The 24,732-nt window shown below is 72.1% G+C and carries 20 protein-coding genes; 11 read left to right on the forward strand and 9 right to left on the reverse strand.

What is annotated here, in order from left to right; translation table 11 throughout:
* Positions 1–79 precede the first annotated feature (79 nt).
* From glf to ACU6WY_RS03760, 3 genes are all read left to right on the forward strand, one after another.
* Positions 80–1,216, forward strand: a complete 1,137-nt coding sequence (glf, locus tag ACU6WY_RS03750; RefSeq protein ID WP_483821126.1) for a UDP-galactopyranose mutase — start codon at positions 80–82, stop codon at positions 1,214–1,216.
* Positions 1,217–1,278: 62 nt separating this feature from the next.
* Complete coding sequence (locus ACU6WY_RS03755) at positions 1,279–2,070, forward strand: ABC transporter permease (RefSeq protein ID WP_483821127.1); 792 nt, start codon at positions 1,279–1,281, stop codon at positions 2,068–2,070.
* On the forward strand, positions 2,070–2,810 hold the full coding sequence (locus ACU6WY_RS03760) for an ABC transporter ATP-binding protein (protein ID WP_483821128.1): 741 nt from the start codon (positions 2,070–2,072) through the stop codon (positions 2,808–2,810). The genes ACU6WY_RS03755 and ACU6WY_RS03760 overlap by 1 nt, the downstream gene beginning before the upstream one ends.
* Here the strand turns inward: ACU6WY_RS03760 and ACU6WY_RS03765 are convergent.
* From ACU6WY_RS03765 to ACU6WY_RS03780, 4 genes are read right to left on the reverse strand one after another with little or no spacing between them, the layout of a single operon-like run.
* Positions 2,795–3,760 carry a glycosyltransferase family 2 protein gene (locus tag ACU6WY_RS03765; RefSeq protein WP_483821847.1) on the reverse strand — a complete coding sequence of 322 codons (966 nt, stop codon included), beginning with the start codon at positions 3,758–3,760 and terminating at the stop codon, positions 2,795–2,797. The two genes, ACU6WY_RS03760 and ACU6WY_RS03765, sit on opposite strands and share 16 nt — an antisense overlap.
* A 2-nt stretch (positions 3,761–3,762) precedes the next feature.
* Positions 3,763–5,676: a glycosyltransferase gene (locus tag ACU6WY_RS03770; protein WP_483821129.1), complete on the reverse strand. Its 1,914-nt coding sequence runs from the start codon at positions 5,674–5,676 to the stop codon at positions 3,763–3,765.
* A gap of 50 nt (positions 5,677–5,726) precedes the next feature.
* The gene (locus tag ACU6WY_RS03775; RefSeq protein WP_483821130.1) at positions 5,727–7,073 is read right to left on the reverse strand and encodes an O-antigen ligase family protein; all 1,347 of its coding nucleotides are present in this window, start codon (positions 7,071–7,073) and stop codon (positions 5,727–5,729) included.
* Positions 7,070–8,470, reverse strand: coding sequence for an O-antigen ligase family protein (locus ACU6WY_RS03780; protein ID WP_483821131.1), 1,401 nt, complete (start codon positions 8,468–8,470; stop codon positions 7,070–7,072). The genes ACU6WY_RS03775 and ACU6WY_RS03780 overlap by 4 nt, the downstream gene beginning before the upstream one ends.
* Positions 8,471–8,531: 61 nt before the next feature.
* Here ACU6WY_RS03780 and manA point away from each other — a divergent pair, with 61 nt between their 5' ends.
* From manA to ACU6WY_RS03800, 4 genes are all read left to right on the forward strand, one after another.
* Positions 8,532–9,686, forward strand: a complete 1,155-nt coding sequence (gene manA / locus ACU6WY_RS03785; RefSeq protein ID WP_483821132.1) for a mannose-6-phosphate isomerase, class I — start codon at positions 8,532–8,534, stop codon at positions 9,684–9,686.
* A 140-nt stretch (positions 9,687–9,826) separates the two neighbouring features.
* Complete coding sequence (locus ACU6WY_RS03790; RefSeq protein ID WP_483821848.1) at positions 9,827–10,150, forward strand: WhiB family transcriptional regulator; 324 nt, start codon at positions 9,827–9,829, stop codon at positions 10,148–10,150.
* Between the two features lie 91 nt (positions 10,151–10,241).
* Positions 10,242–13,091 (forward strand): glycosyltransferase, encoded by a 2,850-nt coding sequence (locus ACU6WY_RS03795; RefSeq protein ID WP_483821133.1) that lies wholly within the window; start codon positions 10,242–10,244, stop codon positions 13,089–13,091.
* Positions 13,088–14,485: a DUF5719 family protein gene (locus ACU6WY_RS03800; protein WP_483821134.1), complete on the forward strand. Its 1,398-nt coding sequence runs from the start codon at positions 13,088–13,090 to the stop codon at positions 14,483–14,485. Before ACU6WY_RS03795 ends, ACU6WY_RS03800 begins: the two co-directional genes overlap by 4 nt.
* A gap of 13 nt (positions 14,486–14,498) precedes the next feature.
* Here ACU6WY_RS03800 and ACU6WY_RS03805 read toward each other — a convergent pair whose 3' ends face one another.
* Positions 14,499–14,930 carry a hypothetical protein gene (locus ACU6WY_RS03805; protein ID WP_483821135.1) on the reverse strand — a complete coding sequence of 144 codons (432 nt, stop codon included), beginning with the start codon at positions 14,928–14,930 and terminating at the stop codon, positions 14,499–14,501.
* A 129-nt stretch (positions 14,931–15,059) separates the two neighbouring features.
* Between ACU6WY_RS03805 and ACU6WY_RS03810 the strand changes: the two genes are divergently transcribed.
* Positions 15,060–15,266, forward strand: coding sequence for a DUF3499 family protein (locus ACU6WY_RS03810; protein WP_022878762.1), 207 nt, complete (start codon positions 15,060–15,062; stop codon positions 15,264–15,266).
* A gap of 7 nt (positions 15,267–15,273) precedes the next feature.
* On the opposite strand, the gene ACU6WY_RS03815 is transcribed toward ACU6WY_RS03810, so the two are convergent.
* Entirely contained in the window at positions 15,274–16,116 is an 843-nt protein-coding gene (locus tag ACU6WY_RS03815) for an RDD family protein (RefSeq protein WP_483821136.1), read from the reverse strand.
* Positions 16,117–16,132: 16 nt separating this feature from the next.
* Between ACU6WY_RS03815 and ACU6WY_RS03820 the strand changes: the two genes are divergently transcribed.
* The 3 genes from ACU6WY_RS03820 to katG all read left to right on the forward strand — a co-directional run bounded on the left by ACU6WY_RS03820 (position 16,133) and on the right by katG (position 19,918).
* Positions 16,133–17,128: a stage II sporulation protein M gene (locus ACU6WY_RS03820; protein WP_483821137.1), complete on the forward strand. Its 996-nt coding sequence runs from the start codon at positions 16,133–16,135 to the stop codon at positions 17,126–17,128.
* A gap of 73 nt (positions 17,129–17,201) precedes the next feature.
* Positions 17,202–17,663 (forward strand): Fur family transcriptional regulator, encoded by a 462-nt coding sequence (locus ACU6WY_RS03825; RefSeq protein ID WP_483821138.1) that lies wholly within the window; start codon positions 17,202–17,204, stop codon positions 17,661–17,663.
* The gene (gene katG / locus ACU6WY_RS03830; protein ID WP_483821139.1) at positions 17,660–19,918 is read left to right on the forward strand and encodes a catalase/peroxidase HPI; all 2,259 of its coding nucleotides are present in this window, start codon (positions 17,660–17,662) and stop codon (positions 19,916–19,918) included. Before ACU6WY_RS03825 ends, katG begins: the two co-directional genes overlap by 4 nt.
* A 187-nt stretch (positions 19,919–20,105) precedes the next feature.
* On the opposite strand, the gene ACU6WY_RS03835 is transcribed toward katG, so the two are convergent.
* The 3 genes from ACU6WY_RS03835 to ACU6WY_RS03845 are packed head-to-tail and all read right to left on the reverse strand — an operon-like array spanning position 20,106 to position 24,726.
* Positions 20,106–21,065, reverse strand: a complete 960-nt coding sequence (locus ACU6WY_RS03835; protein ID WP_483821140.1) for an NAD-dependent epimerase/dehydratase family protein — start codon at positions 21,063–21,065, stop codon at positions 20,106–20,108.
* Complete coding sequence (locus ACU6WY_RS03840; RefSeq protein WP_483821141.1) at positions 21,062–23,707, reverse strand: alpha/beta fold hydrolase; 2,646 nt, start codon at positions 23,705–23,707, stop codon at positions 21,062–21,064. The genes ACU6WY_RS03835 and ACU6WY_RS03840 overlap by 4 nt, the downstream gene beginning before the upstream one ends.
* Positions 23,704–24,726 carry a 3-oxoacyl-ACP synthase III gene (locus ACU6WY_RS03845; RefSeq protein WP_483821142.1) on the reverse strand — a complete coding sequence of 341 codons (1,023 nt, stop codon included), beginning with the start codon at positions 24,724–24,726 and terminating at the stop codon, positions 23,704–23,706. Before ACU6WY_RS03845 ends, ACU6WY_RS03840 begins: the two co-directional genes overlap by 4 nt.
* Positions 24,727–24,732 lie beyond the last annotated feature (6 nt).

The following is a 24,732-nucleotide window of genomic DNA, read 5'->3' on the forward strand; positions in this document are numbered from 1 at the left end:
GCGGCGGGGTGCCCGCATAGACTGGTCGGGCGCGGGGCGAGACCCGTGCGTCCGTCGACACGAAAGCCTTTTCTTCTCCATGGATCTTCTCATCGTCGGTTCGGGCTTCTTCGGTCTCACGATCGCGGAGCGCGCGGCCGCCTCGGGCCGGAAGGTGACGGTCATCGACCGGCGCCACCACATCGGTGGCAACGCCTACTCCGAGGCCGAGCCCGAGACGGGCATCGAGGTGCATCGCTACGGCGCGCACCTCTTCCACACTTCGAACCCCGCGGTCTGGGAGTACGTCAACCGCTTCACCGACTTCACGTCCTACGTGCACCGCGTCTACACGACGCACAAGGGCGTGGTGTATCCGCTGCCTATCAACCTCGGGACGATCAACCAGTTCTTCCAGGCGGCGCACACGCCCGACCAGGCGCGCGCGCTCGTGCAGGAGCTCGCCGGAGAGTTCGACGCGAAGGACGCCGCGAACCTCGAGGAGCGCGCCATCGGCCTGATCGGCCGGCCGCTCTATGAGGCGTTCATCCGCGACTACACCGCGAAGCAGTGGCAGACCGACCCGAAGGACCTGCCCGCCGAGGTCATCTCGCGCCTGCCCGTTCGCTACACCTACGACAACCGGTACTTCAACGACACGTGGGAGGGACTGCCGGTCGACGGCTACACCGCGTGGATCGAGCGGATGGCCGACCACCCCAACATCGAGGTGAAGCTGTCGACGGACTACTTCGACCAGACCCAGCCGCTGAACAAGCAGGCCACGGTCGGTCAGGTGCCGGTCGTCTACACGGGGCCGGTCGATCGGTACTTCGACTACGCCGAGGGTGAGCTGTCGTGGCGCACGCTCGACTTCGAGCAGGAAGTGCTGCCGATCGGCGACTTCCAGGGCACGAGCGTCATGAACTACGCCGATGCCGACGTCCCCTACACGCGCATCCACGAGTTCAAGCACTTCCACCCCGAGCGCGCCGACCGCTACCCGACCGACAAGACTGTCGTCGTGCGGGAGTATTCGCGCTTTGCCGCGCGGGCGGACGAGCCGTACTACCCGGTGAACACCGCCGACGACCGCGCCGGTCTGCTGGCCTACCGCGAGCTCGCCCAGGGCGAGAAGGACGTGTTCTTCGGTGGGCGTCTCGGCACCTACCAGTACCTCGATATGCACATGGCGATCGGGTCGGCGCTGTCGATGTGGAACAACCAGCTGGCGTGAGGGCTGCCGTCCTCTCCGGGGGCATCCAGCCTCGGACGGTGGCGGGCACATAGGATTCTCCGGTGACCCCCGCCACCGTCGGCGCCCCCGGTTCGGTGCGGCGCTCCCTCCACTCGCTGTGGCTGCTGTCGTCGCGCGATCTGCGCGTGCGGTACTCCACGAGCGCGCTGGGCTACCTGTGGTCGGTGCTGGACCCGCTCGTGATGAGCGGGATCTACTGGTTCGTCTTCACACAGGTGTTCCAGCGCTCGGTCGGCGAAGACCCGTACATCGTCTTCCTCATCACCGCCCTGCTGCCGTGGGTGTGGTTCAACTCCGCGGTGACCGACTTCACGCGGGCGTTCAAGAAAGACGCCCGCCTGGTGCGCTCCACCTCGATTCCGCGCAGCATCTGGGTCACGCGCATCGTGCTCAGCAAGGGCATCGAGTTTCTCTTCTCCCTCCCCGTGCTCGTGCTCTTCGCGGTGTTCGGCGGAGCACAGGTGTCGTGGGGCCTGCTGCTCTTCCCCGTTGCGGTCCTCCTCCAGTCGGCACTGCTGGTCGGGCTCGGGCTCATCGTCGCACCGCTGTGCGTGATGTTCGGCGACCTCGAACGCACGACGCGGCTGATCCTGCGCGCGCTGTTCTACGCCTCGCCGATCATCTACGGCGTGGGCAACCTCCCCGGGGTCTTCGCCGACCTCGCCGCGTTCAACCCGCTCGCCGGTATCTTCACGCTCTACCGGGTCGGGTTCTTCCCCGACCAGTGGGACGCGCTATCGGTGGCCGTCGGTGCGGCGCTGAGCATCGGCATCCTTCTGCTGGGGATGTGGGTGTTCCCGCGCCTCGAGCGCCCGGTGCTGAAGGAGCTGTGATGGATCGTCCCGCTATCGAGGTGCAGGACCTCGGCGTGCGCTTTCGCCGCAACCGCCGCGGCGGCCGCTCGGTCAAAGACCTCTTCGGGGGTGCGGAGCGGCGCTCGCGGCCCGACGAGTTCTGGGCCCTGCGTCACGTGTCGTTCTCGGTGCAGCCCGGCGAGGCGATCGGCGTCGTCGGGCGCAACGGCCAGGGCAAGTCGACGCTTCTGAAGCTCGTCGCGAGTGTGCTTCTGCCCGACGAGGGGAAGGTCGAGGTGCGCGGCGGCGTCGCCCCGCTCATCGAGATCACCGGTGGCTTCGTTGGCGACCTCACGGTGCGCGAGAACGTGCGCCTGACGGCGGGACTGCACGGGATGCCGCGCGCCGAGGTCGCGCGTCGCTTCGACGACATGATCGCCTTCGCCGAGATCGAGGACTTCGTCGACACCCCGTACAAGCACCTCTCCAACGGCATGAAGGTGCGCTTGGCGTTCTCGGTCGTCTCGCAGCTGGACGAGCCGATCCTGCTCGTCGACGAGGTGCTCGCCGTCGGCGACCGATCGTTCCGGGAGAAGTGCTACCGCCGCATCGACGAGCTACTCGCCGACGGCCGCACCCTCTTCTTCGTCAGCCACAACGAAAAGGACCTGCGTCGGTTCTGCCGACGCGGTCTCTACCTCGATCGGGGCGCGCTCGCACTCGATGCCCCGATCGCCGAGGTGCTCGACCGGTACAACGCGGACTACACCACGGGCTGAGCGGGCTCCAGCGGCGGCATCGGCTTCCACGAGGCGTCGCGCGAGATCTGGCGGCCGTCGCGGAGCCCCCGGAACAGGTGGCTCGTGCCGCGGAGCTTGCGCTCGACCACGACCAGGCGGATGAGCTCCTTGACGAAGGTCAGCGCCGTCCCGGCGGTGAAGGGCACCGCCTGGTAGACGCCGAGCTCCCGGTAGTACTTCGCGATGTAGGCGCGGTTGCGCATGATGTAGTACCGGTACGCGTCGCTGGAGGCGTTCATGTGGCGGATGCCCATGTCCCACTGCTTGATCTCGCGCGTGCGGCGCAGCACGAACTCGTTCACGATGACCGAATCGGTCACGCGGGACGCGAGCCAGCCGTACAGCTGGTCGTCCCAGTAGATGAAGAAGCGCGGGTCGGGCAGGCCGATCTTCGCCACGATATCGCGGTGGATGAACATACCCTCGAAGCATCCCGAGTTCATCGGTTTGTACCCCGACGCGTCAAACCCGGCGGGGGCGAAGGGGATCGGGATCGCCATCGACTCGGCCACGCGGTACTGCCAGTAGAACTCGCTGCCGTCGTAGTCGTAGCGACGGCCCTGGATGCTTCGGAAGCGCGGGGTCCACCGGCCCATGCGCGCGAGCCCATCGGAGACCACCTCGACGTCGTCGTCCATGAGCCAGATCCACTCGGAGCCCAGCTCGTACGCCACACGCATCCCCTCGCTGAACCCGCCGGAGCCGCCGGTGTTGGTGTCGAGTCGGCGGTACACCAGCTCGGTGGGGAGGCGGTCGCGGAACGACTCCACCACCGCGGTGGTGTCGTCGGTGGAGGCGTTGTCGATCACGACGAGGTGACCGGGCGCGGGGTCCATGCGCTCGATGCTCTCGAGCAGGCGCGTGAGCAGGTGCGTGCGGTTGTACGTGACGACGACGATGGTCGCGGTCGTCGGGTCGAAGGATGCCATGGTCACGCACGCTCCTCGAAGGTCGCGCGCCACTGTTCCTCGGAGACGAGGTCGGGCAGCGCCTCGCGATACTGGTGCGACAGTCGCGGCCATTCCCGCTGCAGGCGTCGGTGCAGGCGCACGCTGTCGACGAGCATGCGGCGGAACTTCGCGCGGTCGCGCGTGTAGACGTTCTTCCCCGAGCCGTCGGCGGCGCTCACGAGCGCGCTGTCGTAGCGGGGCACGCGCCACCAGTGCGCGTCGCCCTTGCCGAACTCGACCTCGGGCTGAGCGACGTTCTCGGGGCGTGGGGTGTGGAACCAGTGCGAGAGCAGGGTTCGGGCGGTGAAGGTGCGCAGCGCGATCCCCGTGGGGCTGTCGAACTCGTTCTTCTTCAGGAGCCGGAAGACCTGGCGCCCGTGTCGCGCACGCATCGGCACGCCTGAGTCCTTGTAAATGCGGGTCTCGGGGTGCTTCTGCGCGATCAGGCGGGCCTCCGGCATCGCTCGCTCCAGCGTCTGCCGCATGTGCGCGGGGCCCGACAGGATGTCGCGCAGCGCCCGGTGCCGCAGCTCCACGGGGTAGTACTGCATCATCATGAGGTGCTTGAGGTCGACGCGGCGGCTGTGGCGGATGAGCGTTCCGCCCAGCGGTGAGCGCGAGTGCAGCAGCGCGGCGACGATGCGGTTACGGGCGTGGAAGTACGCCTGCCAGTCGATCGAGTCGTCCTTACCGACCCACGACACGTGCCACAGGGCGACGCCGGGCATCGAGACCGTGGGGTAGCCGGCATCCCGTGCCCGGACGCAGAACTCGGCGTCGTCCCACTTGATGAACGCCGGGAGCGAGAGGCCGATCTCGCGGAGGATGCTCGTGGGGATGAGGCACATCCACCAGCCGTTGTAGTCGGCGTCCAGACGCATGTGCAGCACCGGCGACTGGCGGAGGTTCGCCACGCTGAAGTCGTGCGGCAGGCGCTCCTGGAACAGAGCGCGCCACATGAAGGGGGCGTCATCGACGACCTCGGCCCACGCGTGGAGCTTCGGCCGGTCGAGCAGGTCGAACATGTGGGCGCCGACGATCGTGGGCACCGAGGCATAGCGACCGAAGACCACCGAGCGGCGGATCGATTCCGGCTCGATGCGGACGTCGTCGTCGAGGAGCTGCACGAAGTCGCTCTCGGGGCGCTGCAGCGTCTCGACCATCGCACGGGAGAACCCGCCCGATCCGCCAAGGTTGGGCTGGCGAATGATCTGCAGCGTGTCGCCCAGGGCCTCGGCGACCTCGGCGTAGTCGGGCTGGTCGGAGACCAGGTCGGTCCCCTGGTCGATGAGGAAGACCCGGTCGACGACATCGAGCACGTCGGGCGCCTCGCTGAGGGCGCGCAGCGTCGTGACGCAGTAATCGGGCTTGTTGAACGTCGTGATGCCGATGCTCGCTTTGCCTGCGCGCACGGGCTCCTGCTCGGTGGTCCACTCGGCGCCCTCGAACATCGCGTCCGACCGGTCGGCGGCGACGTCGAACCAAATCCATCCGCCGTCGCTGTACTGGTCGAGGACGAGGTCGAAGGAGGTGTCCACCGCGTCGCCGCGCACCTCTCGGGTCTCGATCCGCTGCTTCGTGCCGCTGCCGTTGGAGCGGTACACCAGGATCGTGGCATCCCCCGAGGTGTGCACCGTCAGGCGGACGTTGCGCACGGCTGTCCAGTGCTGCCAGTACGAGGCCGGGAACGCGTTGAAGTAGGTGCCGAACGACACGCGGCGCCCCGCCACGATGCGGGCGCGGTGGCGGTCGAGCACGTTGCTCAACTGCGCGACGTTGGTGACGCGGACCGGCTCCTCGTCGATCGTCGACCACGTCTCGGGGTCGACGTACAGGGGGAGCAGATCGGGGTCGCGGTCGAGCGGCAGCACCGCGTTCTGAAGGGTGTACGTCACGAAGAGATCTTTCGTCGAAGGCGCCGGCCGTCGTGCGGCCAGCCCGCAGTCTACCCGGCGCTCTCGCGCCCCTCCTGAGTGCCGGGGGGCCTGTCGGCGGCGCGGGAATCGTGCGGCGGCGTCCCGTGCTCGAGCCGTTCGCGCCACGATCGTGACTGTCCCGCTCGCACCGCGCACAGCACGAGCAACAGCAGCCCGGCGCCCGAGAGGACCGAACTCTCGAGCAGCGAGAGCGTGAGGAGGGCGACGAGGGTGAGGGGTACCCAGGCGTGCACGATCGAGCGACGCTCGCCCGCAACCAGCCACCCGCGCGCGAGCGCGAGAGCGCAGAACGCCAGGAAGACCAGCAGCCCCGCCCAGCCGAGCTGCAGGAGGACGTCGAGGTAGGCGTTCAGCGCCGAGTCGTGTTCCTGGTCGAGACGGAAGTTCAGCGTGCTGAAGGGAGCGGTCGCCTCGGCCCAGGGGCCGAACCACCCGAACCCCACGACGGGACGGTAGTCCGAGAACACCAGCACCTCCCGCCACAGGTCGGTGCGCAAGGACAGGTCGGCCCGTCCGCCGAGGACGGCGACGATCGTGCCGCGCTGCGCCCAGGCGATGGCGAGCAGCACGGCCAGGCCCACCCCGAGCGAGATCTGGGCGGGACGACGGCGCTGCGGCCGAAGTGCCCGCACGAGAGTGAGCGCCGCGGCCGCCAGCGCGGTCGCCGCGGCCACCACGACCACCGTCGGCGACCCGCTGAGCGCCGCGAGCACCGCCGCGAGCGTGAGCGAGCCCGCCGCGGTCCCCCGACTCACCGACCGCGTGCGCCATTCCACCAGGAAGGTCAGCAGGGCGATCACCGTGACCACGCCGAGGTCGTTGCGCGTGCCGAACAGCCCCTGGACGGGGCCGAACTCGGTGATGTCGCCCCGGATGCCGAGTACGGGGAGGGGGGTGTCCCACAGGATGCCGCTGAACACCTCGAGCACGAGCGACGCGCCCAGCAGCCACCGGAGCACGTCGCCCAGGGCGCGCACGCTCTGGTGGGCGTCGCGCACGTGCCCGATCACCACGCCGAGGAAGGCGACCCCGACGAGCGCTGTCCAGCCGGCGACGCTGCGAGCGGCATCGGTGCTCCACGCGATGCTCGCGCCCGCCCAGAGCAGGAACAGCAGCAGCGTCGTCGGCGCCAGCCGGAGGAGGTCGATCTCGCTTCGCCGCGCCACGAGCATCGCCGCGCCGAGGGCGCAGAGCCCCGCCAGGATCGTTGCGAAGGTCACCTCGCCCGCGAGCGCCCGGATCGCCGTCGCGCCGAATGCGGCGGTGAAGGCGGCCGCGGTGAAGGCCCGGGCCAGCTCGGGCGACGCCAGGAACGGCCGCGGGTCGGGGCGCGCCGCGGGCCGTCCGGCGCTCACGACTCCGTGCTCTGCAGCTCGCCGCGCTCGATCGACATGCTCTGCTCGGCGGGACCGACCCCGACCAGCGGGGCCTGTGAGATCTTGGCGCCGAAGAGCACGATGAACATCCACCCCCACAGCAGCAGCGGCGCCGACTCGGTGAGACCCTGCACCACCAGCAGTGCGCCCAGCAGCGTGGGCAGAAGAGTCAAGGGGGAGTAGGAACGGTCGGCGCGCAGGTCCCACCGCGGCCGGTCGACAGCGAAGAACCAGGACCGCCACACGTACGCGAAGACGACCAGCGCGAGCAACACCACGCCGATACCACCGAGCTGCAGGTACGCGTCGAGCCACATGCTGTGCGCCTGCACGACCGTCTGGTCGTGGTCGACGATCCAGCCGTCGATGAGGGGTTCTGACGCGATCCACGGGGTCGAGTACCCCCAGCCCACGATCGGATGCTGGTCGGCACGGGCGAGGACGTCGGCCCAGATCCCCTCACGGCCGGTGAGGTCGGCGTCGCGGCCGAGCGCGCCGAACACGGTGTCGCGACCGAACACCCACACGGCGGTCCCGCCGACGCCGATCAGCGCGTACAGCACGTACCAGCGGGTGCGCTCGCCCGGGTGGCGGGCGGTGCGCATGACCAGAACCGTGCCGAGGACGAGCGCCACGAAGGCGGCGGCGACCACGGCGGTGGCCGAGCCGGCGCGCACGAACAGGTACGCGGCCGCCGCGATCCACACCAGCAGGAGCGAGCGGCGCGGGGCACCGGCGGCGAAGCGGATCGCGAACACGATGATCGCCACGAGCATGGCGGCGGCCAGCAGGTTGGCGTTTCCGAACACGCCCTGGATGCGTCCGCCGTCGAAGAGGTTGTCGCGCGACCAGTACACGATCGGATCCATGGGTCCGTCGGGGAGCGCGAAGCCCGGGAGGAGGGGGCCGCGCACGAACACCGACACCGCCAGTTCGAACAGTAGCGACAGCGCGACGATCCACTTCGCTGCCGAGGCGACCGCGCGCACGACGTCGCGCCAGGTCAACACGGCGCCGACGAACAGCCCCTGGAACGTGGTGACGAGCAAGAGAAGGAGCGTGAGGAGGGATGCCGCGGGCCAGGCGCTCCATGCCAGGGAGGCCACCGCCCACCCCACGTATCCGAAGGCGAGCCACGGCAGACGCCGCACGGCCATCGGCGGGCGCACCACCGTCCACACGACGGCCGACACGATCGCGGAGGCGAGGGCGACGACGCCGGTGAGGGTGGGGCCGATCGCGTTGACGACGCCGACGCCACCGAGGGCGAGGACGAGGACGAAGACGCACCAGGCGCGGAGCAGCAGATGCCCGGTCGTCTCGCGCGGCGGAGCGGTCGGCAGCGCCGAGGCGGGGTGACTGGTGTGCATCGCCATGGTCCGTTCAGGCTACCGTCCGCCGTGTCGAGACGAGAGGGGCGCCGCTAGGCTGACGCCCGTGCTGCTTGCGATCTCGAACACGCCCCGCGACTACGCCTGGGGGAGCGCGACGCTCCTCGCCGACCTGGAGGGGCGCACGCCCACCGGGGCTCCCGAGGCCGAGGTGTGGTTCGGGGATCACCCGGGCTCGCCCGCCCTCGTGCACGACGACTCCGGCCGCGCCCTCGACGCCTGGCTGGCCGATCACGCCGACGAGGCGGGCGTCGCCGCGCGGCTTCCCTACCTCCTGAAGCTCCTCGCCGCCGGCGCGCCACTGTCGATCCAGGTCCATCCGTCCCGCGACCAGGCGGTGGAGGGGTTCGCGCGCGAAGAGGCCGCGGGCGTTCCACGCGACGCCGGCCACCGCAACTACAAGGACGACAATCACAAGCCCGAGGTGATCGTCGCGCTCAGCGACACCTTCACCGCCCTCGCCGGTCTGCGTGACGTCTCGGCCACGCGTCGCCTCGTCGAGGCGATGGGCGACGCCGAGGGTGTGCGCGCTCTGCGCGAGCGACTCGAGCACACCGATCCGTCCACGGCTCTCCGCTCCGCGATCGGCTGGGTGCTCGGCGAGGCCGACTCCGCGGCGATCGAGCAGATCGTCGAGGCGGCGGCATCCGCTCAGTCCGAGGAGTTCGCCGCCGAGCTCGCCCTGACGGCGTCGTTGGCCGCGGCATACCCGGCCGACCCGGGCATCGTCGTCGCCCTGCTGATGAACCTGGTCGGCCTGCGCCGCGGCGAGGCGATTTTCGTGCCCGCCGGGGTGCTGCACGCGTACGTCGCGGGACTCGGGGTGGAGATCATGGCCGCGAGCGACAACGTCCTGCGCGGCGGGCTCACGCCCAAGCACATCGACGTGGCCGAGCTGCTGTCCCTGGTCGACTTCCACCCCGCCGCACCCCCCGTGCTCCAGCCCGACGCGGCCGGCCACGGAGTGGAGGTCTTTGCCCCCGGCATCCGGGATTTTGCTCTCGCCCGCGTGAGCGGGTCGGGCAGCGTCGCGCTGCGGGGCCTCTCGATCGCCCTCGGGGTCGCCGGAGACGCCACGATCACGGGCGCTTCGGGCACCGGTATCCGGCTCGCTCCCGGGCAGGCGGCGATCGTCACGCCCGACGAGTCGCCGCTGGCGGTGGAGGGCGGCGAGGTCTTCGTCGCCATGCCGGGGGAGTGACGCGACACGCCGATACGCGTCGTGAAGGTTCACCTCGGCCTTGAGGGTTTACGATCCGCGACTTGACCAATCCGAATGACACGGGTGTAATTACTCGTGAGCGCAGGAGCGTCAGGGGAACGATGGAGGCGGAGGACGAGATGGCGGCATCGCAGTACCGGTCCGGTGTCCCGGACAACTGGTTCGTCGACCCGGTCGATCTCGGCGTGCCCGGTGTCCGTCGCGACATCGACTCCGTCGACGAGAACACCCTCGCGTGGCAGACCGACGCGCTGTGCTCGCAGACCGACCCCGAGGCGTTCTTCCCCGAGAAGGGCGGCTCGACCCGCGACGCCAAGCGCATCTGCACCTCGTGCGACGTGAAGTCCGAGTGCCTCGAATACGCACTGCAGAATGACGAGCGTTTCGGCATCTGGGGCGGCCTCAGTGAGCGCGAGCGCCGCAAGCTCAAGCGCCGCGCCTGAGGCCCGGCATCCCTTCGCGTTCCTGAGCGATCTTCCTCGCCCCGGCGCGGCGTCCGTCATCGATGGAGAGCCCGCTTAGGCTGACTGCGCCATGCCCGCCCGTGTACACGCCGTCCTCGTGGTTCGCCCCGAAGGACGCATCCCCGCCGCCCCCCACCTCACGCGCACCCTGGACGCGCTCGCCGCTCAGACCCGCCCGGTGGACGCCCTCACCATCGTGCTGTGCGGCGCCGACCCCGACCTGACCCGGATCGCGGCCGCGTCCGGTGCGGAGGGCGTCATCACCGCGGCGCCGGGTACGCCGTTCGCCGTCGCGACGGCGCTGGCGACCCCGCGGCTCACCGGTGACGCCGTCTGGCTCCTCGCCCAGGACACCGCTCCCGCCCCCGACGCGCTGCGGCGGCTCGCGGGCGCCCTCGAGCTCTCGTCGTCGCTCGCCGTGGCCGCGCCCAAGCTCGTCGCGTGGGAGGAGCCGGACGAGATCGTCTCGCTCGGGGTGAGCCTCACCCACTACGGCCGCACGGTCGAGCTCGCCGCCGGCGAACTCGACCAGGGCCAGCGTGACGGCGACGCCGACGTCCTGGGCGCCGACGTGCGCGGCATGCTCGTGCGTCGGGAGTCGTGGAAGGCTCTCGGCGGCCTCGATCCCGCGCTCGGCGGGGCCGACGAGGGCCTCGATCTCGGCGTACGCGCCCGCCTGGCCGGCGATCGCGTCTCGCTCGTCCCCGCCGCGCGGGTCGCCGTCGCCGGCGACGGCGTCGCCGCGATGGCCCGCGGACGGCGGAGGGCGCGACGCCGCGCGTTCGCCGAGCGCACCGCGCAGCTCCACCGCCGCCTCGCCTACGCGCCCGCGCCGGCGGTGCTGTTCCACTGGCTGTCGTTCCTCCCCCTGGCGCTGGCGCGCAGCGTCGCCCACCTCGTGGCGAAGGTGCCGTATCGCGTCATGCCCGAGTGGGGTGCGACGCTCCTCGTGATGGCTCGGGTCGCGGCCGTGGCACGCGCACGGCGCCGCATCCGCGCGGTGCGCGCCGTCGGATGGTCGCGCATCGCCCCGCTGCGGGTCTCTCGTTCGGAGTTGCGCCTGCGATGGGAGGGTGACGCGGCAGAGAGTGACGCCCCCGTCCGCTCGGAGCTGCGGTTCTTCGTCGGTGGGGGTGCCTGGGTGGTGCTCGGCGCTCTCGCGGTTTCGGCCGTGTTGTTCGCCCCGCTCTTGGCCTGGCCCGTCCTCGGCGGTGGCGGTCTCGCGCCGTTGCGGGCGACCGTGGGGCAACTGTGGCAGGACGCGGCGTGGGGTGCGCGTCCGCTCGGACTCGATGTGGTGGGGCCGGCGGATCCGTTCTCGGCGCTCGTGGCGTTGGTGGGAACGCTGTCGCCCGACGACCCGTCGCGCGCGCTCGTCATCCTGTGGGTGCTCGCCCTCCCGCTGGCGGTGCTCGGCGGATGGTTCGCGGCCACCCGCATCACCGAGTCGTCGCTCCTGCGCATCACCGCGGCGATCGCCTGGGCGCTGGCCCCGACCTTCCTCGCCGCGTTCGTGGAAGGGCGACCCGGCCCGCTGCTGGTGCACCTGCTGCTGCCGTGGCTGTTCTTCGCCGCCAGCGTCGCCCACCGATCGTGGGCGCCCGCCGGCACGGCATCCCTTCTGCTCGTCGCCGTGCTCGCCTGCGCGCCGTCGCTCGCGCCGGCGGTCGTGGTGCTGTGGTCGGCGGCGCTCGTCGTGGTCGCTCTCGCGGCGCCGCGAGGGATTGCCCGCGTGGTCTGGCTGCTGGTGCCCTCGATCGTGATCTTCGCGCCCCTCGTGTGGACGCAGGTGCGTCTGGGCAACCCGTGGGGGCTGCTGGCCGACCCCGGGGTGCCGTTCCTCGGAGACGAAGCCTCCGCCGACGCGCTCGGCCGTGCGCTGCTGGCCGCGGGGTTCCCCACGTCCGACCCGGGTGGCTGGGCGGCGCTGACCGGCGGACCGGTGTGGTGGGTCGGGCTGCTCGCCGCCCCGCTGGCCGTGCTGGCCCTGCTGGCGGTGTTCACTCCCCGGTGGATCACCGCGTCGGCCCTCCTCATCATCGCCGCGACGGGGCTGGCCACCGCGTTCGCCGCGGTGGGTGTCGCGGTGTCGTTCGACCACGCGACGCCCGTTCCGCTCTGGCCCGGCTCGGGCCTGAGCCTGGCCTGGCTCGGCGTCGTGGGGGCGGCCGTGGTGGCCCTGGACGCGGGCGTCATCGAGCGGGCCGCGGCGCTACGCCCGATCGCGGCGGTCCTCACCCTCGCCGCGCTCACGGTGGCCGTCGCCCCGTCGCTGACGGCTTTCACGTCGTGGGGGACCGCCGAGCGTCCGCGCACCGTGCTGACGAACGGCCCCGTGTCGACCCTCCCCGCCTTCGTCGCGGCCGAGGGGCGGGGATCCATGTCGGTCGGCACGATCGTGCTCGACCCCCGCGCCGACGGTCTGCGGGTCGATGTCGTGTGGGGCGGGAGCGCCACGCTCTCGGGGCAGAGCACCGTGGAGGCCACCCGCACCCAGGCCCGCCCCGCGGATCAGGAGCTCGCGACGCTCGCCGCCGACCTCGTCACCCCGTCGTCGGAGGACGCCGTCGCGGGGCTGGCCGCTCGTGGCATCGACTTCGTCCTGCTCGAATCCGCGCCCGCCGGTGAAGACGACGTGCTCCGCGGGGCCCGCCTGACCGCCGCGACCTCCCTTGACCAGCGGGACAGTCTCGACGGGGTGGGAGCCACGTCCCGCGGCGATCTCTGGCGCGTCACCACCGAGCTGCACCCGCGGGACGGACTCGACGCGCACCAGGTCCGTCTGCAGCAGCTCGTGGCGGCGGGGTCCCTCGCGGTGCTCCTGATCGCGCTGCTGCTCGCCGTCCCCACCGCCGCGTCGCGCCGGGTCGCCCGCCGCACCCCGCGCATCGTCGGCCCCGTCTCGGGAGGTTCTCGATGAGCGATCGTCGGCTGGTCCGCTGGGCCACCACCAGTGCCCGTGTCCTCGCCGGCGGCGCCGTCGCCGCGGCCGTGGTCGTCGGGACCGTCGCCGGCATCGCGGCCCCGTGGCCGAGCCTGACAGCCGACCCCGTGCGCCTGGAGGTCACCCCCGCACCGTCCGACACGGTGCTGGCGTGTGATGGCCCCCTGTTCGCGCTCGGACGCGCGGCGGAGTCCGCCGGATCTCTGGCCGTGGCGGCGGCGCCGCAGATCGTCAGCGGTCCTTCTGATGCCGGTGCCCAGTCCCAGAATCTCAGCGGGGCGACCGGTGACGGATCGGGGGATGCCGCGGCCTTCCGCGCCGCCCCGCGGGACCGCGTGGCGACGCCCTTCGCGGCAGCGGGATCGGTGACGGCATCCTCGCCCGATCTGACCGGGTTCAGTGCCTCGGCGTGCCGTCCGCCCCTCGCCGAATCGTGGCTGGTCGCCGGATCGGCGACGACCGGGGCGAACGACCTCGTCGTCCTCGGCAACCCCGGGGAGGTGCCGGCCACGGTCCAGCTGTCGGTGTACGGCGCGCAGGGCGTGTCGACTCCGCCCGGCGGGACCGACCTCGTCGTTCCCCCTCGGGGTCAGCGTGTGCTCCCGCTCGCCGGTCTTCTGCTCGGGGAGGAGAGCCCCGTCGTGCGGGTGGTGGCCACGGGAGCCCCGGTGCACGCGTCCCTGCAGGCGAGCCTGACCCGGGTCCTGTTGCCGGGGGGCAGCGATCAGGCCGCTCCGCTGGCGCAGGCCGATGTGGAGCTGACCATCCCCGGCGTGCAGATCCTCACCACCGGTGAAGGGGATGCGGGAACCGTCCTGCGGCTGCTGTCGCCGGGGTCCGACGCCTCCGCGACCGTCACGCTCGCGCGCGTCGACGGCACGGGCGCGGCCGACGAACCTCGGACGCTCGAGCTCCCCGCCGGCACACCCACCTCGCTCGCGCTGTCCGGCCGGGAGGCCGGCGCCTACACCGTCACGATCGAGGCGACCCAGCCGATCGTGGCCGGAGCGTGGTCGACCACCGGCTTCGGCGAGGGGGCGGACTTCGCCTGGTACGCCCCGGCACCGGACTTCGCGGCATCCAGCCTCGTCGCCGTCGCCCCGGGCGGGGGCGCGACTCTCGTCGTCGCGGCCGGCGCGGCTTCCGGGGCGGCCGCGGTCACGCTCACTCCGCAGGGCGGGGGAGATCCGGTGACCGTCGCGGTGCCCGCCGGGGGATCGGTATCGATCCCGGTGTCCGCGGGCGTCTACGAGCTCGCGACCGACGCGCCCGTGCACGCGGCCGTCTCGTACGCGGCGGCCGGCGCGCTGGCGTCGTACCCGCTGTGGCCGGCGGATGCCGCGGCGGGAGCGCTCACGATCCTGCCGTGAGCGTGCCGCCGCGTCAGAAGTAGCGGAAGCGCTCGGGACCGAGGTCCCAGGGGTCGCGGTCGAGGTATTCGGCCGCGGCGCGGAAGACGGCGCCCTCGATCATCATGCGCCGGTGTAGGTCGTCGTCGATGTGCGGATGCCCGAGCCGCTCGATCGGGACGCGGTAGAGGATGATGCGCTTCTCGTGGCGCACGACCTGCCAGCGGGGGATTGCACCGCTCGCTGTGGGAGGCATGATGCCCACCTCGAACGAGACCTCGCGCAGTTCGGTCCAGGCGGAGCGCAGGAACTCGGCGGCCGCGCTGACGGCGATGTCGAAGCGTTCGATGCGGGTGTCCAGGGGAGGCAGCGGCGGGCGCACCACCGGGCTGCGGTACTCGCGACCGTGACGACCGTGACGGGAGGGGCGGGCGACCGGCCGGGCCTCACGGGTTCGACGACGCATGCGCCCCATCCTACGGTCGGCGGGGCGGCGGCCGGGCATGGCGGGACACGGCGTTCGTGTCCCGTTCCGGGGGTGGTGGGCGGCGGGTCGCCGACCCGGCGGGGTGGCATCGGCCTAGGCTGGCGGGCGATGCGCGACAGACTCTGCTCGAAGGTGGGTTGTGCCCGCGAGGCGATGAGCACCCTCACCTACGACTACGGCGACCAGATGGCCGCTCTCGGTCCGCTGGGCCGGGCGGGCGACCCCCACGCCCATGACCTGTGCGCACTGCACGCCGATCGGCTGTCGGTGCCCCGCGGGTGGGTCGTCGTGCGGCACGAGACGCTCCGGGCCTGACGGGCGCTCAGCGGGGTGCGGTCAGCGCCGCGGCGCGCTCGTTCTCGAGCATCAGCGCGCGGTACTCGCGGTCGCGGCGGACCGCGGCGGTCGCCCGCACGAGCGTCTCGGGATCGACCTCGGGAAGCGGCGACACGAAGGGCGTGAGCGCGGTCGCGAGCCCGGCGGCGACGCGCGCGCGGGCGGCCGGCTCCAGCGCGTCGGCGCCGCGGACGAACTGCGCCATACGGGCGGCCAGTCGGTCGGGGAGGCGCGACACATCGGCGACGTTCGCCCAGGCCTCCATCCCCGGGGGGATGCCGGGACCCGGGGGCGGCAACGGCCGGGTGCGGGTGCGTTCGCTGGCCGTGCCCGCCAGCAGGTCGCCCAGGCGCTGCGCGCGCGGGGTGAACATCCCCACGACGGCCGCGATGCCGCCCAGGGTGAACCACAGCTCCAGCACCCCCACGAGCGCGCGGATGAACGCCTGACGGAAGCCCGCGGCGCCGCCGTCGACGCGGACGATGCGCCCGCCCACCGCGAGCCGCCCGAGACTGCGCCCCCGCGAGAGCGTCTCGACGGTGGTGGGGACGACGACCATCACCGTCACCAGGAGCACGATGACCCCGATGCGGAAGACGCTGTCGGGGATCGTGCCGCTGGCGACCAGCGCCGCGAGGAGCAGGGCGCCACCCGCGAGCAACAACACGCCGACGACGAAATCGATCAGGGCCCCGACCGCGCGCAGGAAGAACCCCAGCGGCTGCACGTCGAGGGCGACGGCCTCCCCGGTGAGGATCTCGTCCGCCGCCGCGCGGGCGGAGACGACCCCGGAGACGGGTGCCCGGCCGGATGCCACGGGGGAAGCCATGCGTACAGTTGATCACATGGACCTCGACGCCCTCACGGCCGCCCGTCGCCGGGAGTGGGAGCGGCTGGACCAGCTGGGCCGGTCGCGGAGGCTGACCGGGCCCGAGATCGATGAGCTGGTGACCCGCTATCGCGCCGCCTCGGCCGATCTCGCCGACATCAAGACGTCGGCCGGGCGGACGCCAGAGGGTGACTACGTCTCGATCCTGCTCGCCCGTACCCGCCTCCGGCTGACGGGCGTGCGCGAGAACGTGCTGCGCCAGGTGCCCCGCTTCTTCCTCCTGCAGCTGCCCGCGGCGCTGTACCGCGTGCGGTGGACGACGCTGGCGGTGACCCTCGGGTTCCTCCTGGTGAGCACGATGGTGGCCCTGTGGATCTCCGGCGACCCGCAGGCCGTGGCCGCCCTCGGCGCCCGCAGCGAGCTGCAGAACTACGCCGACGAGCAGTTCGTGCAGTACTACCGCGAGAACCCGAACGCGATCTTCGCCGGCACGGTGTGGACCAACAACGCCTGGATCGCCGCGCAGTGCGTGCTGTTCGGGGTCACGGGCTTCTGGCCGCTCATGGTGCTGATGCAGAACGCCGTGGGCGTCGGGTCATCGGCGGCGATCATGATCTCCTTCGATCGCGCCGACGTGTTCTTCCAGTTCATCCTTCCGCACGGTCTGCTCGAGCTGACCGCGATCTTCGTGGCCGGGGCGGCCGGTCTCCACATCTTCTGGGCGTGGGTCGCCCCCGGCCGTCGCACGCGGGCCGCCGCCCTCGCGGCGGAGGGGCGGGCGCTGGCGACGGTGGCCGTGGGTCTCGTCTTCGCGCTGGGCCTGTCGGGTCTCGTCGAGGGGTTCGTCACGCCCTCGACGCTGCCGTGGCAGGTGAAGATCGCCATCGGCGCCGCGGCGCTGTCGGTTTTCCTCGTCTACATGCTGTGGGTGGGGCGGCGCGCCGCGCGGGCGGGGGAGACGGGCGACCTGTCCGAGTACGAGGCGGGAACACCGACGCTCACCACCGGGTGACGGCATCCGCCCGTTCCCCCGCGTTCCCCGGCGTGTCATTTTTGATTCATTCAAAACAAGCTAGGGTGGACGCATGCTCGACGATCGGACGGATGCCACCGCGGATGACCTCATCCGCGGTGCCGGACTCCGGGTGACGGCGACGCGTGTCGCGGTGCTCGAGGCCCTGCGCTCCCGCCCGCACGCCACCGCCGACGACGTCTTCGACGGCATCGTCGGCACCCTCCCCAGCACCAGCAAGCAGTCGGTGTACAACGCGCTCGGCGACTTCGCCGACGCGGGGCTCGCCCGCCGCATCGAACCGGCCGGTCACGCGGGCACGTTCGAGCTGCGGGTCGGTGACAACCACCACCACGTGGTGTGCACCGGGTGCGGCCGCATCGACGACGTGGACTGCGTCGTCGGCTCGGCGCCGTGCCTGCACGTGCCGGAGGGGAGCGGTTTCCTCATCGAAACCGCCGAGGTGACGTTCTGGGGCGTGTGTCCCGACTGTCGAGCGAAGTCCGAAGCCGAAAAACCGAGAGGATCCCGATGAGCGACACTCTGAACGGATGCCCCGTCTTCCACGACGGCCCTGCCCCCGACGACAACCGACTGCCGGTGGGCGAAGCTCCCGCCGACAGCGAGCCCGCGGGCGCGCTGCCCCACCCGACCCAGGGGTCGGCCAACCGCGTGTGGTGGCCCGAGAGCCTCAACGTGAAGATCCTCGCGAAGAACAACGCGCTGCGCGACCCGCTGGACGCGGGATTCGACTACCGCGCCGCTTTCGAAGCGCTCGACCTGGATGCCGTGAAGAAAGACATCCAGGAGGTCATGACGACCTCGCAGGACTGGTGGCCCGCCGACTTCGGTCACTACGGCCCCCTGATGATCCGTATGGCCTGGCACAGCGCGGGCACGTACCGCGTGACCGACGGCCGCGGCGGCTCGGGCGCGGGCATGCAGCGCTTCGCCCCGCTGAACAGCTGGCCCGACAACGTCAACCTCGACAAGGCCCGTCGCCTGCTCTGGCCGATCAAGAAGAAGTACGGCCAGTCCATCTCGTGGGCTGACCTCATGATCCTCGCCGGCAACGTCGCGCTGGAAGACATGGGCTTCCCGACGTTCGGCTTTGCCGGAGGCCGCACCGACGTGTGGGAACCGGACGACGACGTGTACTGGGGTCCCGAGACCACGTGGCTCGGTGACGAGCGCTACACCGGTAACCGTGAGCTCGAGCGTCCGCTGGCTGCCGTGCAGATGGGTCTCATCTACGTCAACCCCGAGGGCCCCAACGGCAACCCCGACCCGCAGCTGTCGGCGCACGACATTCGCGAGACGTTCGGCCGCATGGCCATGAACGACGAGGAGACCGTCGCCCTCATCGCCGGCGGACACACCTTCGGCAAGACGCACGGCGCCGCGAGCGACGCGAACGTCGGGCCGAACCCCGAGGCCGCCGACATCGAAGACCAGGGTCTGGGCTGGAAGAACAGCCACGGCACGGGCAAGGGCGACGACACCATCACCAGCGGTCTCGAGGTCACCTGGACCTACCACCCGACCCGCTGGGACAACGAGTTCTTCCACATCCTCTTCGCCTACGAGTGGGAGCTCTTCCAGAGCCCCGCGGGCGCCCACCAGTGGCGTCCGGTCAACGGCGGCGGAGCCGACATGGTCCCCGAGGCGCACTCGGACGGCCGCCGCGAGCCCCGCATGCTCACGAGCGACCTGGCGCTGCGCGTCGACCCGGCGTACGAGAAGATCTCGCGCCGCTTCGCCGAAGACCCCGCCGCCTTCCAGGATGCCTTCGCCCGCGCGTGGTTCAAGCTCACCCACCGCGACATGGGCCCGCGTGCCCGCTACCTCGGGTCCGAGGTGCCGGCCGAGGTGCTCGACTGGCAGGACCCCGTGCCCGCCGTCGACCACCCGCTGATCGACGCCGCCGACGCCGCGGCGCTCAAGCAGCAGATCCTCGACAGCGGCCTGTCCGTCGCTCAGCTGGTGACCACGACGTGGGCCGCGGCCTCGACCTTCCGCGGCAGCGACAAGCGCGGCGGTGTCAACGGCGCGCGCATCCGCCTCGAGCCGCAGAAGAGCTGGACGGTCAACAACCCCGAGCAGCTGGCATCCGTGCTCTCGGTCCTCGAGAACATCAAGGCCGAGTTCGACGCGCAGGCGCCGGGTGGCAAGAAGGTCTCGATCGCCGACCTGCTGGTGCTGGCCGGTAACGCCGGTGTCGAGCAGGCCGCGCGCGCGGGCGGCGTCGACGTGGAGGTTCCCTTCACCCCCGGCCGCACCGACGCTACGCAGGAGGAGACCGACGTCGACTCGTTCCGCTGGCTCGAGCCGATCGCCGACGGCTTCCGCAACTACGCCTCGCGCGAGTCGCGTCTGCCCGCCGAGTTCCTGCTGCTCGACAAGGCCAACCTGCTCACGCTCACGGCCCCCGAGATGACGGTGCTCGTCGGCGGGCTCCGTGCGATCGGCGCGAACTGGGACGGCTCGGACTGGGGCGTGTTCACCGGCACCCCCGGCGCGCTGACCAACGACGTGTTCGTGAACCTCCTCGACCTCGGCACGACGTGGAAGCCGCTGGATTCCGGCAAGCACGCCTTCCAGGGCACGAAGGACGGCTCGGGCGAGACGGTGGGGATCGGCACGCGCGTCGACCTGGTGTTCAGCTCGAACTCCGAGCTCCGCGCGCTCGCCGAGGTCTACGCCTCCGACGATGCGAAGGAGAAGTTCGTCCGCGACTTCGTCGCCGCGTGGCGCAAGGTCACCGAGCTCGACCGGTTCGACCTGGTCTGATCCACGGCATCCGTCCGGACGGCCCGTCCCCTCGCGGGGGCGGGCCGTCCGTCGTTGCGGGGTGCGTGTGGGCCCCACCTCGGGGCGCGATAAACGCGTCCGGCGCGGGGAAACGCGTGCAGAGCGCGTTTCCCCGCGCCGGAGCCGTTTATCGCGGAGGGGGGCGTGAGTCGACGGATGCCGCGGCTCAGTCGCGGGAGAGGCGGCGCAGGCCCTCGTCGAGCGAGACGGTGGGCGTCCAGTGCAGGTCGCGGCGGATCTCGGTCTGGTCGAACCAGTGCGCGGTGGAGAGCTGCTCGGCGAGGAACCGCGTCATCGGCGGCTCGTCCTCCCCGGGCCGCACGGCCCATACCCGCTCGACGAGTCCGCCCGCGGCCCGGGCGAGACCCGACGGCACAGAGAACCGCGGCGGACGCACACCGGAGGCCCGGCAGATGCCCGCGAGCAGGTCGCCGACCGGCCGCGGCTCACCGTTGGTGAGGACGTAGGCCCGGCCGCTGACCTCGTCGACGAGGGCGAGAGCGGCGACGATTCCGGATGCCGCGTTGTCGACGTACGTGGAGTCGATGAGCGCCGTCCCGCCGTCCAGCAGCGGGAGCGTGCCGCGGCGGGCGCGCGCCACCACGCGGGCGATGAGTTGCGTATCGCCGGGGCCCCACACCAGGTGCGGGCGGATCGCGACGAGGGAGGCCGGCTTCCCGGCGCGGCCGAGGGCGAGCACCTCCGCCTCCGCCTTCGTGCGAGCGTATTCGCCGTGCGCGGCGGCGGGGTCGGCGGGCTCGGCGCCGACGCCCGCGAGCGCGTGTCCGGCATGGGCGACCGACGGCGACGAGACGTGCACGATCCGCGTCACGCCGGCGGCTTCCGCGGCATCCAAGAGGGTGCGCGTGCCCTCGACGTTCACGGCGCGGAACTGGGCCGGATCGCCCGCGAGCGAGACCTTGGCCGCGAGATGCACCACACCGTCGACGCCCGTGACGGCGGCGGCGACGGCATCCGGGTCGGTCACCGATCCGAGGCGGTCTTCCGCCCCGGCGACGCCCGAGGGGCGGCGCTGCAGCGTGCGTACCTCGTGCCCCGCGTCCTGCAGGGCACGGACGACCGCCCGGCCGAGGAAGCCGGAGGCCCCGGTGGCGAGTACCTTCACGGCGCCGTCGGCCTCTCGCCGGCGAGCATCCGCTCGGCCCACGCCGCCAGGCGCGAGCGGTCGATCTTCGAGTTGTGCCGGATGTCGGTCGGCAGCGTCGGCACGACGAGCACGGCCGCGAGCGGCTGCGCGGTCGCGGCGCGCACGACCTCGGTGAGACCGGGGGATGCCAGCCCCGGGCGCCGCGCGCCGGGTTCGCGCTCCACGACCGCGACGACCACCTGCCGGCCGACGGGTCCGACACCGACCGCCGCCGCGCGGGCGACTCCCGACACCGCCTCGACGTCCTGCTCGATGCCGACCGGGGTCACGGGGCCGGCGGCGGTGGTGATGACGTGGGGGAGGCGCCCCTCGATCCAGAGCCGACCGTCGGCGTCGAAGTGGCCGACGTCGCCGGTGCGGTGCCAGCGGTCGGGCACGCCACGCCGGGCCTCACGGTCGGTGAGGTACAGCCGGAAGTACCCGCGCTTGAGGTGCGGGGCCGAGATCACGACCTCGCCGGTCACCCCGGCCGCCGTCGACGGCGCACCGCTCGCGTGCCCGTCCGAGTCGAGCGCGGCGATGCGCACCTGCCCGACGCCGATCGGGCGACCGACGCACACTCCCCGGTCGCCGGAGGCCGCGGCCTCCTCGAGCTCGGGCAGGGTCACGTCGGCCACGAGCAGGCACTCGGTCATGCCGTACGGCGTGTGCGCGGTCGCGTTCGGCATGAGCGCCTGCGCCTGGCGCAGGAGTGGCGTGCCGACCGGCGCCCCCGTCGAGAGGAACGTGCGCACCCCCGCGAGGGCGGCGCGGTCGTCGGGTCCGAGCGCGTCGGCGGTCGCGACGACGTTGCGAACGGCGGCGGGCGAGAGGAACACGATCCGTGCCTCCGACGCGCGGACCGCGGCCGCGACGGCGGCGGCGGTGAGCGTGCGCGGGGCCGAGACGTCCATGTCGGGCGTCGCGGAGCGCGTTCCCAGGGCCGGACCGAGCAACGCGAACGGCGCGAAGCCGGTCACGAGGCCGGTGTCGGCGGTCACGTCGAAGTGCGCGGCCAGGGTGTCGCGCAGGGCGGTGAGCTGGCGGTGCGTGTAGACCACGCCCTTCGCGGGGCCCGTGGATCCCGAGGTGAACAGAACGGCGGCGTCGGCGTCGGCCGGCGGGGGCGACGGCAGGTCGCGACCGCGTCCGGCGCGCGCGACGTCGGCGAGGCTGGCCTCGACGCCGAGCGCGCGGGCACCGGCGGCGGGAAGGGCGGCGGCCGAGATCCGGCGCCCGGGCCAGCCCAGGGCGCGCGCGGCAGCGAGCCCGGCGACCTCGCCGATCACGACGTCGGGCACGGCACCGCGCACGGCGCGCGACAGACCCCGGATGCCGAGCCCCCGGTCGGCCACCACGACGACCGCACCGATCTTGAGGCACGCGTACAGAACGGCCGTGAGCGTGGGCCCGGGCGGAACGAGCAGCGAGACGCGGTCGCCGGCCCCAATGCCCAGGACGTCGAGACCCGCGGCGAGCTCGTCGACGCGCGCCGACAACTGCCGCCAGCTCACGCGCAGCGGGGCACCGTCGCGCGCGGTGCTCATATCGATCACGGCCACGCCGTCGTCGTCGCGCCGGGCGTCGAGGGCGGCCCAGAGCGGCGCGGGGGCGGGTTCGTCGGCGGGCGCGGCCTCGGCGGGGGAGCCGGCATCCGGGCCCGGGACGACCTTCTCGGCGAGCCAGTCGAGCACCGCGCCCGCGTACGGACGCTCTTCGGCGACGAGGTGCCCCGCGCCTTCGAACCGGTGCACGTCGGCGTGCGGGAGGCGGTCCGCGAGGTCGTCGAGATGCGACTCCAGGAACACCGGATCCTTCGGTCCGCGCAGCAGCAGGGCTGGGACGTCGAGGTCGCGGAGCCCGGCGGACATGCGGCGCAGGGCCGGGGTGCTCTCGTCGCCGGCCGTGGCGGGAATGTCGGCGACGAACGCCCCGATCCCCTCACGCCGGGCCGCGGTGGCGTACGGCGCGCGGAAGGCGGCGCGCACGGCCGGATCGAGGTCGGCCAGGGCCAGCGTGGTGTCGAGGAACGCGGTCGTCGCGGTCGTCCCGGCGGCGAGCACGCCGCGGGCGGTCGCCACGCGCAGCGGGAACGGGAGGGGAGCGTCCCCGGGGTGGTGCACGGCGGTATTGAGGGCGATCACGGCAGCGAGCCGGTCGCGGTTCTCCACCGCCCACCCGAGCGAGACCGGACCGCCCCAGTCGTGCCCGATCGTCACGATCGGCGAGCGGATGCCGAGGGCCTCCACGAGCGCGGACAGATCGGCGATGCGCTGAGCCAGCGTGCGCCGCAGGTCGGTGCGCTCGGAGAAGCCCATCTCGAGCTGGTCGACGGCGATCACGCGCCAGGCGGGGCCGCCGTCGGTCGCCCGGGCGAGGGACTCGTTCACGAGCGCGCGCCACAGGTACGACCACGTGGGGTTGCCGTGGACGGCGAGGATCGTGCCCACCGGCGCGAGGCCCCGAGCGGCGAGAGCCGCCCCGTTGTCGAGAATGTGCCACCGGCGCGTGGCGCCGGCGTCGGCCCCGGTTCCCGCGACGTCGACGAGCCGGGAGAGTGCGGGGTCGAGACCGGGCAGCCCCGGGGGCGGGAGGGTGGCCTGCGCGCCGGTGATCGTCACCAGGCCAGCTCCAGCATCCCGGTGTTCAGTCCGGAGCCCACTCCCATCAGCAGCACGCGGTCGCCGCGGCGCAGGGTCTTCTGCTCGTCGGCGAGGGTGATGGGGATGGATGCCGGGCCGACGTTGCCCAGGTGCGGGTACGTCACGGGCACCCGGCTGCGGTCGAGCTTGGCCGCGCGCACGATCGCGGACGTGTGCACCGACGAGACCTGGTGGGTGATGTACCGGTCCATGCCCGTCCACGAGAACTCGTCGCGGGCTTCCTTCCAGGCCGACACGACCAGGTCGAGCCCGCCCTTGAGCAGGGCCTTCGCGTCGGTGAACATCCCGTCGACGCTCCCGACGCACAGGTCGTAGAACTGCGTGGCGGCCCGCGTGACCCCGCCGACGATGCGATGACCCTCGGGGTGGTCGCTCGCGCGACCGAGCACCGCGGCAGCGGCCCCCGAACCGAGCGTGAGGGAGGCGAACTCCTGCATGAACGCGTCGCGATCGAGGTCTTCGCGCACGAGCCGGTTGATGGTGTTGACCTGGATCTCGTCGGCATCCTCGCCGTTGACGATGAGGGCGTACCGCACCTGCCCCGACTGGATCATGCCCGCTGCGAGGCTCATGCCGTTGATGAAGCCCAGGCAGGCGTTGGCGACGTCGAAGTTGATCGCGGAGCTCGGAAGACCCAGACCGTGGTGCAGGCGCACGGCGACGGAGGGTTCGAGGTGCTTGCGGGTGACCGAGGTGTTGATGATGAGCCCGATCTGACTCGGGTCGACCCCGGCGTCGGCGAGCGCCTGCTTGCCCGCGGCGATGGTCGCCTCGTCGGAGGACTCGCCCTCTGCCCAGTTGCGACGCTCGTTCACCCCGGCGACGCGGCGCAGCAGCCCGGGCTTCAGCCGCAGGCGCGACAGGGCCGGAGCCAGACGCTCCTCGATCTCATCGGAGGTGGTGACGCGGCTGGGCAGCACGCTCGCCACCGAGACGAGGGCCACATCGTCGAAGCGAGTGGTGGCGTTTCCTGGCAAGAGAGC

Source organism: Microbacterium sp. ZW3a, from assembly GCF_057167165.1.